Source organism: Actinomadura rubteroloni (assembly GCF_002911665.1).
Taxonomy (GTDB): Bacteria; Actinomycetota; Actinomycetes; order Streptosporangiales; family Streptosporangiaceae; genus Spirillospora; species Spirillospora rubteroloni.
This window is the reverse complement of sequence record NZ_MTBP01000002.1, coordinates 578,878-593,431: the sequence shown is the minus strand read 5'-3', so window position 1 is coordinate 593,431 and position 14,554 is coordinate 578,878. Positions and strand designations below refer to the sequence as shown.

At 74.3% G+C, this 14,554-nt stretch carries 14 protein-coding genes and 1 tRNA gene; 5 read left to right on the top strand and 10 right to left on the bottom strand.

Features of this window, described 5'->3' with window-relative positions; all coding sequences use genetic code 11:
• Window positions 1-29 precede the first annotated feature (29 nt).
• From BTM25_RS14220 to BTM25_RS14205, 4 genes are all read right to left on the bottom strand, one after another.
• A complete protein-coding gene (locus BTM25_RS14220; RefSeq protein ID WP_103563385.1) occupies window positions 30-1,031 on the bottom strand; it encodes an alpha/beta hydrolase in 1,002 nt (333 codons plus the stop codon).
• 70 nt (window positions 1,032-1,101) lie between these two features.
• The gene (locus tag BTM25_RS14215) at window positions 1,102-2,634 is read right to left on the bottom strand and encodes an MFS transporter (RefSeq protein ID WP_235828532.1); all 1,533 of its coding nucleotides are present in this window, start codon (window positions 2,632-2,634) and stop codon (window positions 1,102-1,104) included.
• On the bottom strand, window positions 2,634-3,338 hold the full coding sequence (locus BTM25_RS14210) for an LppX_LprAFG lipoprotein (RefSeq protein ID WP_103563383.1): 705 nt from the start codon (window positions 3,336-3,338) through the stop codon (window positions 2,634-2,636). The genes BTM25_RS14215 and BTM25_RS14210 overlap by 1 nt, the downstream gene beginning before the upstream one ends.
• A 128-nt stretch (window positions 3,339-3,466) precedes the next feature.
• Window positions 3,467-3,540: transfer RNA gene (locus BTM25_RS14205), tRNA-Ile, on the bottom strand.
• Between the two features lie 229 nt (window positions 3,541-3,769).
• On the opposite strand from BTM25_RS14205, the gene BTM25_RS14200 reads away from it, so the two are divergent.
• Both BTM25_RS14200 and BTM25_RS14195 read left to right on the top strand, forming a co-directional pair.
• The gene (locus BTM25_RS14200) at window positions 3,770-4,156 is read left to right on the top strand and encodes a DUF7715 family protein (protein WP_103563382.1); all 387 of its coding nucleotides are present in this window, start codon (window positions 3,770-3,772) and stop codon (window positions 4,154-4,156) included.
• A 50-nt stretch (window positions 4,157-4,206) separates the two neighbouring features.
• Window positions 4,207-4,503 (top strand): MTH1187 family thiamine-binding protein, encoded by a 297-nt coding sequence (locus BTM25_RS14195; protein ID WP_103563381.1) that lies wholly within the window; start codon window positions 4,207-4,209, stop codon window positions 4,501-4,503.
• Between the two features lie 45 nt (window positions 4,504-4,548).
• Here the strand turns inward: BTM25_RS14195 and BTM25_RS14190 are convergent, their stop codons facing one another.
• The 5 genes from BTM25_RS14190 to BTM25_RS14170 all read right to left on the bottom strand — a co-directional run bounded on the left by BTM25_RS14190 (window position 4,549) and on the right by BTM25_RS14170 (window position 9,291).
• Window positions 4,549-5,091, bottom strand: a complete 543-nt coding sequence (locus tag BTM25_RS14190) for a TetR/AcrR family transcriptional regulator (RefSeq protein WP_103563380.1) — start codon at window positions 5,089-5,091, stop codon at window positions 4,549-4,551.
• A 203-nt stretch (window positions 5,092-5,294) separates the two neighbouring features.
• Window positions 5,295-6,551 (bottom strand): adenylosuccinate synthetase, encoded by a 1,257-nt coding sequence (locus tag BTM25_RS14185; protein WP_103563379.1) that lies wholly within the window; start codon window positions 6,549-6,551, stop codon window positions 5,295-5,297.
• Window positions 6,548-7,522: a hypothetical protein gene (locus BTM25_RS14180; RefSeq protein WP_103563378.1), complete on the bottom strand. Its 975-nt coding sequence runs from the start codon at window positions 7,520-7,522 to the stop codon at window positions 6,548-6,550. Before BTM25_RS14180 ends, BTM25_RS14185 begins: the two co-directional genes overlap by 4 nt.
• A 15-nt stretch (window positions 7,523-7,537) precedes the next feature.
• Window positions 7,538-8,500, bottom strand: a complete 963-nt coding sequence (locus BTM25_RS14175; RefSeq protein ID WP_103563377.1) for a molecular chaperone DnaJ — start codon at window positions 8,498-8,500, stop codon at window positions 7,538-7,540.
• Window positions 8,497-9,291 carry an NUDIX hydrolase gene (locus BTM25_RS14170; RefSeq protein WP_103563376.1) on the bottom strand — a complete coding sequence of 265 codons (795 nt, stop codon included), beginning with the start codon at window positions 9,289-9,291 and terminating at the stop codon, window positions 8,497-8,499. The genes BTM25_RS14175 and BTM25_RS14170 overlap by 4 nt, the downstream gene beginning before the upstream one ends.
• Before the next feature lie 145 nt (window positions 9,292-9,436).
• Here BTM25_RS14170 and ggt point away from each other — a divergent pair, with 145 nt between their 5' ends.
• From ggt to BTM25_RS14155, 3 genes are all read left to right on the top strand, one after another.
• On the top strand, window positions 9,437-11,254 hold the full coding sequence (ggt, locus tag BTM25_RS14165; RefSeq protein WP_103563375.1) for a gamma-glutamyltransferase: 1,818 nt from the start codon (window positions 9,437-9,439) through the stop codon (window positions 11,252-11,254).
• Window positions 11,255-11,643: 389 nt separating this feature from the next.
• The gene (cutA, locus tag BTM25_RS14160; protein WP_103563374.1) at window positions 11,644-12,012 is read left to right on the top strand and encodes a divalent-cation tolerance protein CutA; all 369 of its coding nucleotides are present in this window, start codon (window positions 11,644-11,646) and stop codon (window positions 12,010-12,012) included.
• 39 nt (window positions 12,013-12,051) lie between these two features.
• Window positions 12,052-12,867: an oxygenase MpaB family protein gene (locus tag BTM25_RS14155; protein WP_235828406.1), complete on the top strand. Its 816-nt coding sequence runs from the start codon at window positions 12,052-12,054 to the stop codon at window positions 12,865-12,867.
• A gap of 123 nt (window positions 12,868-12,990) precedes the next feature.
• On the opposite strand, the gene BTM25_RS14150 is transcribed toward BTM25_RS14155, so the two are convergent.
• Window positions 12,991-14,520: an MDR family MFS transporter gene (locus BTM25_RS14150; protein WP_103563373.1), complete on the bottom strand. Its 1,530-nt coding sequence runs from the start codon at window positions 14,518-14,520 to the stop codon at window positions 12,991-12,993.
• Window positions 14,521-14,554 lie beyond the last annotated feature (34 nt).

Genomic DNA, 14,554 nt, shown 5'->3' with positions numbered 1-14,554 from the left:
GTGCCCTGGGCGGCGCGCACCGGCGCGGGTCAGGCGGCGGCGGTGCGGCGGATGCGGCGGCGGCGCCGCAGTCTCGGCGCGGGGACGGCCACCGGGACGGTGTGCTCCCGCACGAACGCGCCCACCTCGTGCAGCGCCGCCAGCCCCTCGGGGACGAGATCGGCGAACACCTGGAAGACGTGGACCTGCCCCTCCCACACCTGGAGGCGGCACGGCACGCCCGCGGCGGACAGCTTCGCGGCCATCAGCTCGGCGTCGGGCAGCAGCATCTCGGTCGACCCGACCTGGATCAGCACCGGCGGCAGCCCGGACAGGTCGGCGTTCACCGGCGAGAGCGCCGGGTCCAGCGGCACGACGCCCTCGGTGAGCAGCTCGGCGAGCCGCCGCACCCGGCGCGCGGGCAGGTAGGCGTCGGTCCGCGCGTTCGGGTGCGCGGCCTTGGCGGTGTGGTCCAGGTCGGTCAGCGGGGCCATCGCGACGATCGCGGCCGGACGGGGCAGCCCCTCTTCCATCGCCCGCAGTGTCGCCGCGAACGCGAGGAACCCGCCCGCCGAGTCGCCCGCGACGACGATCCGCGCCGGGTCGTGGCCCTGCTCCAGCAGCCAGCGGTAGGCGTCCACGCAGTCCCGCACCGACACCGCGAGCGGCGCCGCCGGGAGCTGCCGGTAGGCGACCGACAGCACGGACGCGCCCGCCGCCGCCGAGATCCGCGCGACCATCCGCCGGTGCGTGCGCAGCCCGCAGCAGAAGAAGCCGCCGCCGTGGAAGTACAGGACGACCCGGTCGTCGGCGGCGCGCGGCGCCCGCACCCACTCGGCCCGGACGTCCCCGGCCTTGATACGTTCCACCCGCGCCCAGCGCGGCGTCGGCAGCGCGACCGGGGCGGCGAGGTCCAGCGCGAACGCCGGGCGCAGCGCACGCTGCCCGAGCGGCCACAGCGCGAGGACGGGGGCGGCCGTGAGCTTCAGCCCGCGAGCGGTGAGCCGGGCGCGGACGGTCGTCCCCGGCCTGTGTTCCACGAGCGGATCCATCGGCGTTCTCCCCCGTGAGCGGACGGGCCCTGACCCCTCGGTCAGCCGGATCGCAAGCCTGAACCCGCTGTCACGAGCCTGTCAAGAGCTGATCGCCGGACGGCCGGGACGCCGGGACCTCCGCGCGGCGGCCGGGTGCGGCCAGCGCGACCACCGCGCCGAGCGCGCACAGCGCCGCCGAGATCCAGAAGATCTCCTGGTACTCGGTCCGCAGCGCGTCCTGGAGCTTCTGCGTGTACGTGGCGAGCGCGGCGTTGTACTCGCTCTTGGACAAGAAGAACGGCAGAGGCGGCTGGAGATGCGCCGTCAGCGTGTGGAACCGGCGCAGGCCCCAGGCCGTCAGCGCGGAAATGCCGAGCAGCATCCCCATCATCCGCGCGACCACCACGGCCGCCGAGGCGATCCCGAACTGGGCGGCCGGAACGGTCCGCAGCACGGCCGAGGACACCGGCGCGATCACCAGGCCGAGGCCGAGTCCGGTCACGACGAGATCGACGGCCATGCGGGGGAGCGGGCCGTAGGACGCGGCCGTCATGTCGGCGGGCCAGTTCGCGATGAGCGCGTACCCGCCCGCCGCGACGGCCATGCCGACGACGAGCGGCGTGCGCTCGCCGATCCGTGCGGTCACCAGGCCGCCGAGCACGGCCGCCACCAGAAGGGCGCCGAGGAACCACGCCAGCCGCAGCGCGCCGCCGAGCGCGTCCTCGTTCAGCAGCGTCTGCGCGACGAGCTGCACGTCCACCAGCGTGACGATCAGCGCCGCGCCGGACAGGAAGCTCACGCCGAGCGTCGCGAACAGCGGGCCGCGCCGGGTGCCGGCGAGGTCGAGCAGCCGCGTCCGGGCGCGGATCTCCCACAGGACGAACAGCGCGAGCACGACGGCGCCCGCGACCAGCGTCGGGACGCCCCAGGACGGCAGCGCGGACTCGTCCGGCGCCGGGTTGTAGACGCCGACGACCAGCAGGCCGAGCCCGGCCGCGAGCAGCACGCCGCCGACGACGTCGATGCCGGGCCGGTCGGCGGGCTCGGGCCGTCCGTTCGGGACCGTGAAGTGGACGGCGACCAGCGCCAGCACGACCACCGGCACGTTGATCCAGAAGATCAGCCGCCAGCTCGCCGCGCTCGCCAGCGCCGCCCCGTACAGCGGGCCGAGCGCGCTGCCGAGCTCCTGCGCGGACCCGATCGCGCCGAGCACGACCGGACGGCGCTTCTCCTCCCACAGATCGCCCGCGAGCGCCATCGTCACCGGCAGCAGCGCGCCGCCCGCCATGCCCTGGACGGCGCGTCCGATCGTCATGACGAGCACGCCGTGCGGCGCCGCGGCCAGCGCGGTCACCACCGAGCCCGCCGCGAACACCACCAGGCACGCCTCGATGACGCCACGCCGGCCGAGCCGGTCCGACAGGCGGCCGAGCAGCGGCATCGCGGCGACGTAGCCGAGCAGGAACCCGGTCACGACCGGCGTGATCCGCTCCAGGTGGTCGACCGGGAGCTTCAGCTCGCGCAGGACGGTGACGAGGATGGTCGTGACGACGTAGGCGTCCAGCGCGGCGACGAGGACCACCGCGCCGCCGACGCCGATCGCCAGCCGCCGCCGCTCCATCACTTGGGCGCCGAGAACTTGTACGGCTTGTCGAACTCGGTGAAGTCGATCGTGAGCTTGCCGGTGCCGCCCTTGGCGCCGGGCAGGTCGCCCGTGACGCGCAGGAGGCGGTGGGTGCCGTCGCCGATCCAGACCTTCCCGGTCACGTCCTTGTCGATGCCCGGGATGAGGCCCGCGAGGACGCCCTTGGGCAGCGTCCCGCGCACCCGGTGCGCCTGCTCGCCGTTCACCTTCTCGGTGCCCTCCACCTTCGGCCCGGCGACGGAGGTGAGCAGCTTGGCCAGCCCGCGGTTCGGGTCGAGGACGGCGGACGGGTCGTACAGCGTCGCGGCCATCGTCTTCGGGACCGTCCGCCAGCCGCCCGTGACGGCCTTGAGGTAGAAGCTCTGGCCGACGGACACGATCCGCATCTCGACGACCTGGCTGGACTGGGCGATCTGGAGCGTGCCGTCCGCGTCGCCGCTCTTCAGCAGCTTCATCTCGCCGCCCCGCACGATCACCTGCGGCTCGCCGTCGGTGGTCAGCTTGAACCCGATGCTGGACAGCCCGGACATCGTCTGCGCCGCCTGCCGCAGCGTCCCGGAACCGTCCGGCTCGTTCGCGGTGCCGTTCCCGCCGTCGCCGCCGCCGGAGCAGGACGTGACCGTGACCAGGGAGATCAGCAGTGCGGCGGCGCCGGTGAAGCGGCTTCGGAGTCTCGACATGGCCGGGACCTTACCGGCCGGTCGTGTCCCGCGTCACTCCGCGTGAAGGACGATGCGGGGTCATCCTCAAGGGCTACCCCGGCGGCTCGTCAGGGGCGGCGGGCCGGGTGGCCCACCGCTCCGCGACGTAGGGCGGGTGGGACTTGAACCCACGACGGGCGGATTATGAGTCCGCTGCTCTGACCGGCTGAGCTACCGCCCCAGCAACTGTTCCCTGACCTGCGTGGACAGTACGACGGACCCCCGTCGCGCCGGAGCACATGGGTCAGCGAGCAGAGTATTCCGAACCCCGAGGGCTCTTGCCGAGTCTAGGAGACCGGAACCTGACGGCGCCATCCGGTGGATCCCCGGCTATTGCGCACCAGAGGACGGAAAAACTGTCGGACCCGCGTCGTACCGTGGTAGGCGGGTTCAGGGGAAGGGGGCCGGCCTTGAAACTGCTCACCGCTACCAAGATCACACAGGGGTACCGGCAGAACGACTTCGACTGGTGCGTCGAAGGGGAACTCGTGCACATCGGGGTCGTGTGCGCGCGGGACGAGGGGGATCCGGACGGCGGCTGCGGGTGCGGGCGCGCGTTCGCGGGGCTCAACTCCCATCGCGCGACGACGACCGCGATGGTCCGGGAGGTGCCGGGGTTCGCCGAGGAGGACTATACGGAGGCGGTGCGCAGCAGCCTCGAACAGCAGGGGTACGACGCGTCCAACGCCGAGCACGAGGCGGCCGGGCTGCGGGCGCTCGTCCGCGACTGGCCGGTGGGGGCGATCGTGGAACGGAGGCTGGACGAGATCGTGGTGCGCCAGGTCGCCCGTCCCTGACCGTCCCGTACAGTGCGGAACATTGTTCCGGAACGGAAGGAGGCGGGCGGATGCTGGTCGCGTTCTCGGTGACCCCGCTCGGCACCGGCGAGGACGTCGGCGAACTGGTCGCGGAGGCGGTGCGGGTGGTCCGCGCGAGCGGCCTGCCCAACCGCACCGACGCGATGTTCACGACGATCGAGGGCGAGTGGGACGAGGTGATGGCCGTCGTGAAGGCCGCCACCGACGCGGTCGCCGCCCGCGCGCCCCGCGTCAGTCTCGTGGTGAAGGCCGACCTTCGGCCCGGGACGACGGGCGCGCTCGACGCGAAGGTCGCCACGATCGAACGCCACCTCGCCGACTCCTGACCCGCCTCGGGCGGGAGGCCGGTCGGTCGGGGCGTCCGGCCTGCGTCAGGCGGGCAGGAGCAGGCTGGTCAGGTGGGCGGGGAAGTCGGGGTCGGGGCGGAGGCCGCGGAAGACGACGCGGGACCAGATCGTCCCGATCACCGCGTCGGCCAGCAGGAGCGGGTCGGCGGCGGGCGGCAGTTCGTTCCGCGCCACCGCGCGGGCGAAGACGGGGTGCTCGGGGCCGAGGCGCGTCGCGAAGAACGCGCGGACGTGGAACGCCAGTTCGGGGTGCTCGGCCGCCGCGCCGAGGATCGCGAGCGCCGCGTCGGCGGCGGGCGGCGTCGTGAGCAGGTCCAGGAAGGCGCGCGCCAGCGCGGCGAGGTCGGCGGCGAGCGAGCCCGCGTCGGCGACGCGCAGGTCCAGCGGCATCTCGCGGTCCAGCGCTGCGCCGACCAGCGCCGCCTTGGACGGCCACCAGCGGTAGATCGTCGTCTTGTTGACGCCCGAGCGCGCGGCGGCGCCCTCGATCGTCAGGCCCGCGTACCCCCGCTCGGCGAGCAGGGCGAGGACGGCGTCGAAGATCGCCGAGGCGTTGCGTGGCGGCATGGCCGCAGCCTAGCGAGAACGCCACGCAACGTTGCGTCGCGCCGCCGGGCTCAGCCGTGCGGGAGTGGCGCTGCGACCCGTTCATGCCGTCGTGTCGCCCGCACGCGCCGGGCGCATCGGCACCTGTGGGCCGCCACCGCCGCGTTGCCGAGCGGATCGGCCAGGTCCCAGCAGCCGCGCCGTCAGCCCGTGTGCCGCCGGGCTCAGCCGTGCGGGAGTGGCGCCGCGACCTGTTTGTCCTGCCATGTCGGCCCGTGCGAGCGCAGGGCGACCGGTGCGCCGGCGATCTCGGCCGCCGCCTCGGCTGCGTCGCCGAGCGCCGCGTAGACCGGACGGGCCCGCAGCAGCCGTGCTGTCAGTTCCCGCGCGGGGAGGGCGGGGAGCCGTGTGACGTGTTCGGGGCCGCTTGGCGCGGGCCAGGTGTAGGCGGTGCAGCGCAGGAGGTCGGGGCGGCGGGCGGCGACGTCGAGGTGGGTGACGGCAAGGGCGTCCATGCCGCCGCAGGCGTCGATCGCGTAGCGGAGCGCCACCTCGTCCAGGTGGCCGACGCGGAAGACGCCCTGCCAGGGGCCCGTGCCGTTGTGCGGGTCGGGGAGGGCGGCGGTCAGCGCCGGGTCCTCGGTGACGAACGGGCCCGGGCCGTGGCGTGTCGCGTAGGCGCGCAGGACGCCCAGGCGGACGGCGTCCGCGCCCGCTTCGGAGAGAAGGGTCTCGGCGTTGGCGAACGTTGTCGTGGACCAGGTCGTGTAGGGGTCGAAGCCGTGGTTCTCGTCCAAGAGGACGCCCTGCGCGCCCTCGAACACCACCGGACCCGAGCGCAGCAGCTCGGGCAGGAACGAGGAGTCCACCTGCCGCACGCGCGTGCCGAAGGCCAGGAACGCCGCCGCGCAGTCCTCGACCGGCGGGACGGGCGCGCCGCCGGGGAACTCGGCGTAGTACCGGTCGCGCAGCAGGGCCAGGAGACGGCGCAGCCGGGCGGGGGAGCGGCAGTCGGCGGCGCGCGGCGCGTCGTCCGGGCGGGCCAGGGCGTAGGCGGCGGTCTCGCCGACGCCCATGCCGCAGGAGCCGTGGCGTCCCGCGCCGCGCGCCGTCTCGCGCGCCCGGTTCAGCGCCCGGTGGTACGGCGTGGTGAGCAGGGCGGCGGCGTCGACGGTCAGCCGGTCGAGCGCGTCCGGGACGCCCACGGACGCCAGATGCGCGGCCTCGGCGGCGAGGGCCAGCGGATCGACCAGCATGAACCGCGACAGGTGCGTCCGCACGCCGGGCGTGAACGTGCCCGAGCCGAACTGCGCGAACGTGTGGTGGCGTCCGTCCGGCGTCACGACGTTGTGCGCGGCCTGCGCGCCGCCGTTGAACCGGACCACCGCCGCGACCGGCTCCGTCGCGCAGAGCCGGTCGACGACGGTGCCCTTCCCGGCGTCGCCGAACCCGAGGTCGACGACGATGACGTGCGGCGTCACAGCCGGGTCGTGGCGGCGGGGCCGGCGCCGGGGTCGAGTCCGGCGGGCGCGGACGACCGGACGACCGCCCCCCGCGACGCGTCCAGCCGCGCCAGCGCCCGCGACACGGCCGGGCCCGCCGCCGACCCCTGCTCGGCGAGGTGGTCGAGGCCAGCCGCGAGGTCGATGGCGTCCTCGCCGAGCCCGACGGTCAGCGCGATCGTCTCGCAGACGGCCTCCGGATCGTCCAGGTAGAGGACGTTCTGGCCGAGCAGGTCCTGCCAGAAGTCGCGCAGCCGCCGGTCATTGGTGTGGAACGCGCCCTCGGGGATGATGAAGTACAGGTCGTAGAGGCGCTGCACCTCGCGGATCGTCTCCTCGATCGGGACGTCCGCGCCGAGGCGGGTCCCGATCACCTTCGACACCTCGCGCGCCTTGACCTGCGGATACGCCAGCTCGTCCCCGATGAGGAACAGGTAGCCGCGCTTCCCGCGCTTCTCGAAACAGTCCAGCGCGGTGTGCCGGGCCATGAAGTGCAGGGCCAGCTCGTACGACTCGCGCATCTGGCCGCCGCCCCCGCCCTCCAACAGGATGCGGCCGAGGTCGTCGTCCATGCGGTTGTCGGCCTCGAACTGGCCGATCTGGAGCGGCGCGCGGTCGCAGGTCGCGTCGCCGACCGCTCCGAACAGGATGTGCGGGTCCGTGACGTAGCCCTTGCGCAGCAGCAGGCCGAGCAGCCCCGGGAGCTTCTGCTGAAGGGCGCGCGGGACGGCGCCCATCGAGCCCGTCACGTCGAACAGGACGCCGATCGCGAGCGAGTCGGGGTGGTCGTCGGAGTCGCGGCTCTCCCGCAGGACGACGCCCTTCGGGTCGAGCGACGGGTGGGTGCGGGCCGCGCCCGAGTCGCTGTAGGCGAACGCGCTCGCGCCGGTGGACCGGCGGTAGTTCTCGGCGGCGGTGTAGACGTCGGTGGACCAGTGTCCGCTTCCCATGGGGGTCTCCTTCTGTCAGGGCATCGTGAACGGGCGGAACCGGCGGGGGCCGTAGAGCCGTTCGAGGATTTCGTCCAGTTCGCCGAGCAGGCGCCAGGCGTCGTCCGGACGGGCCGTGGGCGCGGGCAATGCGCAGCCGCGCGCGAACCGGACGAGCGCGTCCGGCGCCGCGTCGCCCATCAGTTCGGTCATGCAATGGGTGGCGAGGTAGATGTCGGTGGCCGGAGTGGCGGGCCGCTTCCCGGTGACTTCCGGCGGGTACCGATCGGCGTAGCGGGCGACCAGCGCCGGGATACGGCCGCCGTCGGTGGTGCTGTAGCACCAGTCCACGAGCACGACGCCGTGGTCGGCCGGGTGGATCAGGACGTGCTCGGGCAGCACCGCGCCGTGCACGACGCCCGTCCGGTGCGCGAACCCGAGCCCGACGAGCAGCCGCCGCCACATCCACGCGACGTCGCGGGCGTCCAGGCCGCCTGGATACGCGGCGCGGACGTCGGCGAGCGTGACGAACCCGTCCAGCCGGGCGAGCGCGTTGACGCGGCGGTCCGCACCGGTCGCGGCGTCGCGGTGCCGGAACGATTCGACCAGGCGCGGCACGTACGCGCGGTATTTACGCTCACCGCGCGCGAGCCGGCGCAGCGCGGCGGCCTCCCGTTCCAGCAGGTCGGAGTCGGACGGGTCGCGCGGCATCTTCAGCAGGACGTCGCCCGCCTCGTACAGCGCGCAGAGATCGCCGCGCGCGGCGAGCGGGCCGAGCCGGTAGGTGCGCTTCGGCGTCGTCAGGACTTCGCCGTGGTAGCTCCGCCACAGGTCGCCGAGCCGGACGAAGCCGTGCCGGTCGCCGCCGCCGGGCGCGTCCGGGTGCAGGACGCGGGCCAGCCGCCGGTAGACGCGCGCCGCCTCGGCCTCGTCCGCGCCGAACACCGCGCGCGGATCGCGCGCGCGGTCGAGCAGCCGCAGGGCCTCGGGGACGGTCATCGGACCTCGTCCTCCCGGCCCGGCCGCAGCAGCGCGGGGTGCAGCAGCCGCGCGTCGCCCGCCCGGTAGAGGCGCGGACGGGGGCCGCCGCGCCGTCCGGGGGCGTCGGAGGTGCCGCCGGTGCCCGCCACGAACCCCGGGACGGACAGGACCTTCCGGTGGAAGTTGCCCGCGTGCAGCTCCTCGCCCCACACCGCCTCGTAGACGGCGCGCAGGTCGGGGATCGTGAACTCGGCGGCGCAGAACGCGGTGGCGAGCGGCGTGTACTCCAGCTTGGCGCGGGCGCGCTCCAGGCCGTCGGCGAGGATCCGCGCGTGGTCGAACGCGAGCTTGCGCGTCGTGCCGGGCGGCTGCGCGCCGGTCTCGGTGAGGCGTAGGTCGGCGACGGGCGTCCAAGCGGCGTCGGCGGCGTCCCCGCCCGCCGCCGGGTCGGGCAGCTCGGGCGCGAACGCGAGGTAGGCGACGGAGACGATCCGCATCCGGGGGTCGCGGCCCGGAGCGCCGTAGGTGCCGAGCTGTTCGAGGTGGACGCGGGCGAGGGCGCCGTCGCCCGCGGCGAGGCCGGTCTCCTCGCCGAGTTCGCGGACGGCGGCGTCGGGCAGGTCCTCGCCGTCGGCGACGACGAACCCGCCCGGCAGCGCCCACTGCCCGGCGAACGGCGGGTGGCCGCGCCGGACGAGCAGCACGGCGAGCGCGCCGTCGCGGATCGTCAGCGCGACGACGTCCACGGTCACCGCGACGGGGTCGTAGGCGCGCGGGTCGTAGGACGCGAGGAAGTCCGCGTCGTCCATGTCGTTCTCTCCTTGAGTCTAACTCGATCTGAGAACAACATAGCGGCCGGATGTGACGGATGTCCAGCCCGGTCCCCGCTGGCGGCGGAACAAGATCAATGACACGGTGGAGACGCCGCAGGCCGTACTTTCCAGGAGGAACCGCGTGTCCCTTCGTACGCTTCGACTCCCGGCCCTCACGCTCGCCGCCGGAACCGTCCTGGCCGCCGCGCTCGCCGCGCCGTCGGCCGCCCGCGCGCCGGACAAGCAGCCCGTCGCGACCGGCTACGGCGGCGCCGTCGCGACCGTCGACCTCGACGCCAGCCGCAGCGCGCTGGAGGTCCTGCGCCAGGGCGGGAACGCCCTGGACGCGGCCGTCGCCGCCGCCGCGACGCTCGGCGTCACCGAGCCGTACGTCGCCGCGATCGGCGGGGGCGGCTACCTGACCTACTACGACGCGCGGACCCGCACCGTCCACACGTTCGACGGCCGCGAGACCGCGCCGCGCGCGATGCGGCAGGACGCGTTCGTGGACCCCGCGACCGGCAAGGCCCTCCCGTTCGACGAGGCCGTGACGAGCGGGCTCAGCGTCGGCGTCCCCGGCACGGTCGCGCAGTGGGACCGCGCGCTGCACGCCTACGGCAGCCGCAGCCTCGGGACGCTGCTGCGCCCCGCCATCCGCGTCGCCGAGCACGGCTTCACCGTGGACCAGGAGTTCCACGACCAGACGGCGATCAACCAGGCCCGGTTCGCCGACATCGTCCCGACGCGCAAGCTGTTTTTGCCGGACGGCAAGCCGCCCGCAATCGGAACAACGTTCCGGAACCCCGAGCTGGCCGCGACCTACCGCGAGCTGGCGCGGCGCGGGCCGTCCTGGCTGTACGGCGGGGAGCTGGGCCGCGAGATCGCCGCCACGGCCGCCGCGCCGCCCGTCGACCCGAAGGCGACGCGGAAGGTCCGTCCCGGCTTGATGACGACGGCCGACCTCGCCGCCTACCGGGCGCTCGCGAAGGACCCGACGCACGTCACCTACCGGGGGCTGGACGTCTACGGCATGGCGCCGTCGTCGTCCGGCGGCTCGACGGTCGGCGAGGCGCTGAACATCCTGGAGAACTTCAAGCTGAGCCCGAAGGACCCGGTCGCCGCGCTGCACGCGTACCTGGAGGCGTCCAAGCTGGCCTTCGCCGACCGGGGTCGGTACGTCGGCGACCCGGCGCAGGTGGACGTCCCGCTGAGGCAACTGCTGTCCAAGGGCTTCGCCAAGGAGCGCGCCTGCCTCATCGACCCGGCGAAGGCCGCGACCGCGCCCGTCCCGCCCGGCACACCGGACGGCTCCTACGGCGGCTGCGCGAAACCGGCCGCGGCCAAGGCCCCGCTCACCTATGAAGGCCCGCAGACGACCCACCTCGTCGTGTCCGACCGGTGGGGGAACGTCGTCGCCTACAACGTGACGATCGAGCAGTTCGGCGGCAGCGGGCTGACCGTCCCCGGACGCGGGTTCCTGCTGAACAACGAGCTGACCGACTTCACCCTCCAGCCGCCCGCCCCCGGCGCCGCGCCCGACCCGAACCTGCCCGGCCCCGGCAAGCGGCCCCGCAGCAGCATGGCGCCGACGATCGTCCTGGACCACGGCCGGCCGAAGCTCGCCGTCGGCACGCCCGGCGGGTCCACGATCATCACGACCGTCCTGCAGATCCTGCTGAACCGGCTCGACCTCGGCATGACGCTCCCCGAGGCCCTGGCCGCGCCCCGCGCGACACAGCGCAACACCCCGCAGGTGTTCGCCGAGCCCGCGTTCATCGACCGCTACGGCAAGGCACTCGCCGCACTGGGCCACGACGTGCAGCTCTACCAGAGCCCGCCCGTCGGAACGATCGGCGCCGCCACCGGCCTCGAATTCCTGCGCCCCGGTCTCGTCCAGGCCGTCGCCGAGCCGGTCCGACGCGGCGGCGGCAGCGCCCTGGTAGTCCACCCAGCACGCTGACGGACGCCGGCCGCCTCCGGGCGGTCGGCGCCGCCTGAGCAGAATCCGCCGGGCGCGGTGCCGGCCCGGGTCGTGCCCGGGTGGGCGCCGCCGTCCGGGCAAGGCCCGCCGGGCGCGGTGTCGGACGCCGGTCGCGTTCAAGCAGGCTTCGCCGGGCGCGGTTGTGCCCGGGCGGGCGGCGGAGCCTGGGCCCGTCCGCCGGGAGTCGTGACGGACGCCGACCGTGTCCGGGCGGGGGCGCGACCTGGCCAGGGCCTACGGGCGTGGTGTCGGACGCCGGTCGTGACTGGGCGGGGGCGGTGTCTGGGCAGGATCGCGTCCGGTGCGGTGGCGGAGGCTGGGCCCTTTGGGGCGGCTTCGGGTCGTGGCGGAGGGGAAGGACTCCGGGCATGGCACGGGCGTACGTTCAGGTGACGACCACGACCGACTCACGGGGCGAGGCGGCGGAGCTGGCGCGCTCGGCGGTGGCCGAGCGGCTCGCGGCGTGCGCGCAGCTCGTCGGTCCGATCGCTAGCACGTACTGGTGGGAGGGGGCGATCGAGTCCGCCGAGGAGTGGCTGGTGCTGTTCAAGACCACCGCCGACCGGTTCGACGAGCTGGCGAGCCTCATCACCGAGGTCCACTCCTACGACAGCCCGGAGATCATCGCGACGCCGATCTCGGCGGGCAGCCTGGACTACCTCGCCTGGATCGCCGAGCAGACCGAGCAGGCGCCGGGCGACGACGAGGAGGGCACGCCCGTTCCCGTCCCCGAATGACCGGTGGTGCCGCAGTAAGTCATCGGTTACCGTGCAGGGGTGGACGAAGACTACGGGCTGTTCGGTCCCGGATCGGTGACCTGGCACGTCATGGGCGAGCCGGTGCTGATCGTCGGCGGGATCCGCGCGCTGCTGCTCCAGGCGCTGCACCCCCGGACGATGTGGGGCACCGCGCAGAACTCCGAGCTGATGAACCCGAGCGCGGCGTGGTCGCGGCTGGCGCGGACGGTCGAGTTCGTCCGCGTCCGCACCTACGGGACGACCGCCGAGGTCGACCGGATCGGGCGGCGCGTCCGGAACCTGCACTCCCGCCTCACCGGCGTCGACCCGCGTACCGGATCAACGTTCCGGATCGACGAGCCGGAGAACCTGCTCTGGGTCCACCTCGGCGAGGTCGACTCCTACCTGGACATCGCGCGCCGCGCCGGGGTGCCGCTCACCGCCGCCGACGCCGACCAATTCGTGGACGAGCAGCGCCGCGCCGCCGCCGTCGTCGGGCTCGACCCGGCGGACGTCCCGGCGAGCGTCGCCGAGATGCGCGACTACTACGCGATGATGCGCGGCCACATCTTCGCGTGCGACGAGGCCCGCGCGGGGCTGCGCCGGATGTTCAACCCGGCGGTGCCGCGCCGGATGCTGCCGCTGAAGCTGGCGGTCCCGCCGCTCGGGACGTTCGTCGTCTCGACGCTCCCGCGCTGGGCGCGCCGGATGTACGGGCTGCCGGGGCTGCCCACGTCCGACCTGGCCGCGACGCTGGCGCTGAAGGGGCTCTACCGGACGTCCCAGGTCGTCCCCGAGCGCTACCGGTACTCGCCGGACGCGCGGCGCGCCCGCGACCTGACCCGCGCCCGCTGACCTGCGCCCGCGACCTGATCCGCGCCGGCTGGTCCGCGCCGGCTGGTCCGCGCCGGCTGGTCCGCGCTGGCTGGTCCGCGCCGGCTGGCGGCGGGCGCCCCCTGCGCCCGCCGCCCGAGCGGATCACACGTCGGCCGTGACCTCGGCGAACGTCTCGGCCTTCGGCCCGTCGGGGACGGGCCGGGTGCCGTGCCGGGGGAGCAGCAGCGCCGGGACGATCAGCACCGCCGTCAGCCCGAGCGCCACCCAGAACGGCTCGTGGAACGCCTCGGCCAGCAGCGGCGCGATGCGCTCGCGGACCGCGTCCGGCACCGCGCCGAAGCCGTCACCGCCGCCGCCCGGGACGCGGTCGGCGATCCCGCGCGACAGCAGCACCGCCAGCAGCGCCGACCCGAACGACCCGCCGAGCTGCATGAGGATGTTCAGCGAGCTGGTCGCACGGGCCACCGAGCGCTGCGGGAGCGTCGCGATGGCCGAGCTCATCGTCGGCATCATGGTCGAGCCGAGGCCGAGGCCCCGCACGAACAGCATGCTCGCGAGCAGCGCGTAGGACGTGTGGTCGGACACCTGCGTGAGCCCGACCGTGCCGAGGACGAGCAGCACGATCCCGACCGGGACCACGCGTCCGGCCCCGATCCGGTCGGTGAGCTGCCCGGCGAACGGCATCGCCAGCGCCGCCCCGATGCCCTGCGGCGCGATCAGCAGGCCCGCCGCGAACGCGCTCTCGCCGCGCGCCGTCTGGTAGTAGAGCGGGAGGAGCAGCAGCGAGCCGATGAGCGCGACGCCGACGAGCAGCACCGCGAGGGAGGCGTTGGCGAACGTCCGGTCGGCGAACAGCCGGACGTCGATCAGCGCCCGCTCGCCCCGCGCCAGGCTGTGCGCGACGAACAGCGCGATGAGCACCGCGCCCGCCGCAGCCCAGCCGAGGACGGCCGCGTTCCCGAACCCGCCGTGGCTGCTCGCGTTGGACAGCCCGTAGATCAGCAGCGCGAACGCGGGCGGGAGCAGGAGCAGGCCCCGCAGGTCGAGCTTGGTCCGTCCGGCCGAGCCCCCGGAGCCGGCCGGGACGCGCCACCAGGCGAGCGCCAGCGCCAGCGCGCCGATCGGCACGTTGACGAGGAAGATCCAGCGCCAGTCGGTGTTGTCGACCAGCCAGCCGCCGAGCGCGGGGCCGAGGATCGGGCCGAGCAGCATCGGCACGCCGACGATGCTCATGACCCGTCCCATCCGGCGCGGCCCGGCCGCGACGGACAGGATCGCCATTCCGGTCGGCATGAGCATCCCGCCGCCGAGCCCTTGCAGGACGCGGAACGCGATGAGCGACTCGATGTTCCACGCCGCCCCCGACAGCGCGGATCCGGCGACGAACAAGACGATCGAGGTCATCCAGACCCGCCGTCCGCCGAACCGGTCGATGGCCCAGCCGGTCAGCGGGATGACCGTGCCGAGCGCGAGCATGTAGCCGGTGACCACCCACTGGATCGTGGACAGGCCGGTGTCGAAGTCTTTGCCGAGCGTCTGGAGCGCCACGTTGACGATCGTGGTGTCGAGGATCGCCATGATCGTCCCGGCGACGATGACGAGGCCGAGGACGAGAACGCCGCGGTCGAGCCGGTCCGATCCGGCCTGCGGCGGGGGTGGGCTTTCGGACATGGTGAGCCCCCTTTTCGGTGCGCCCCGTGATCCC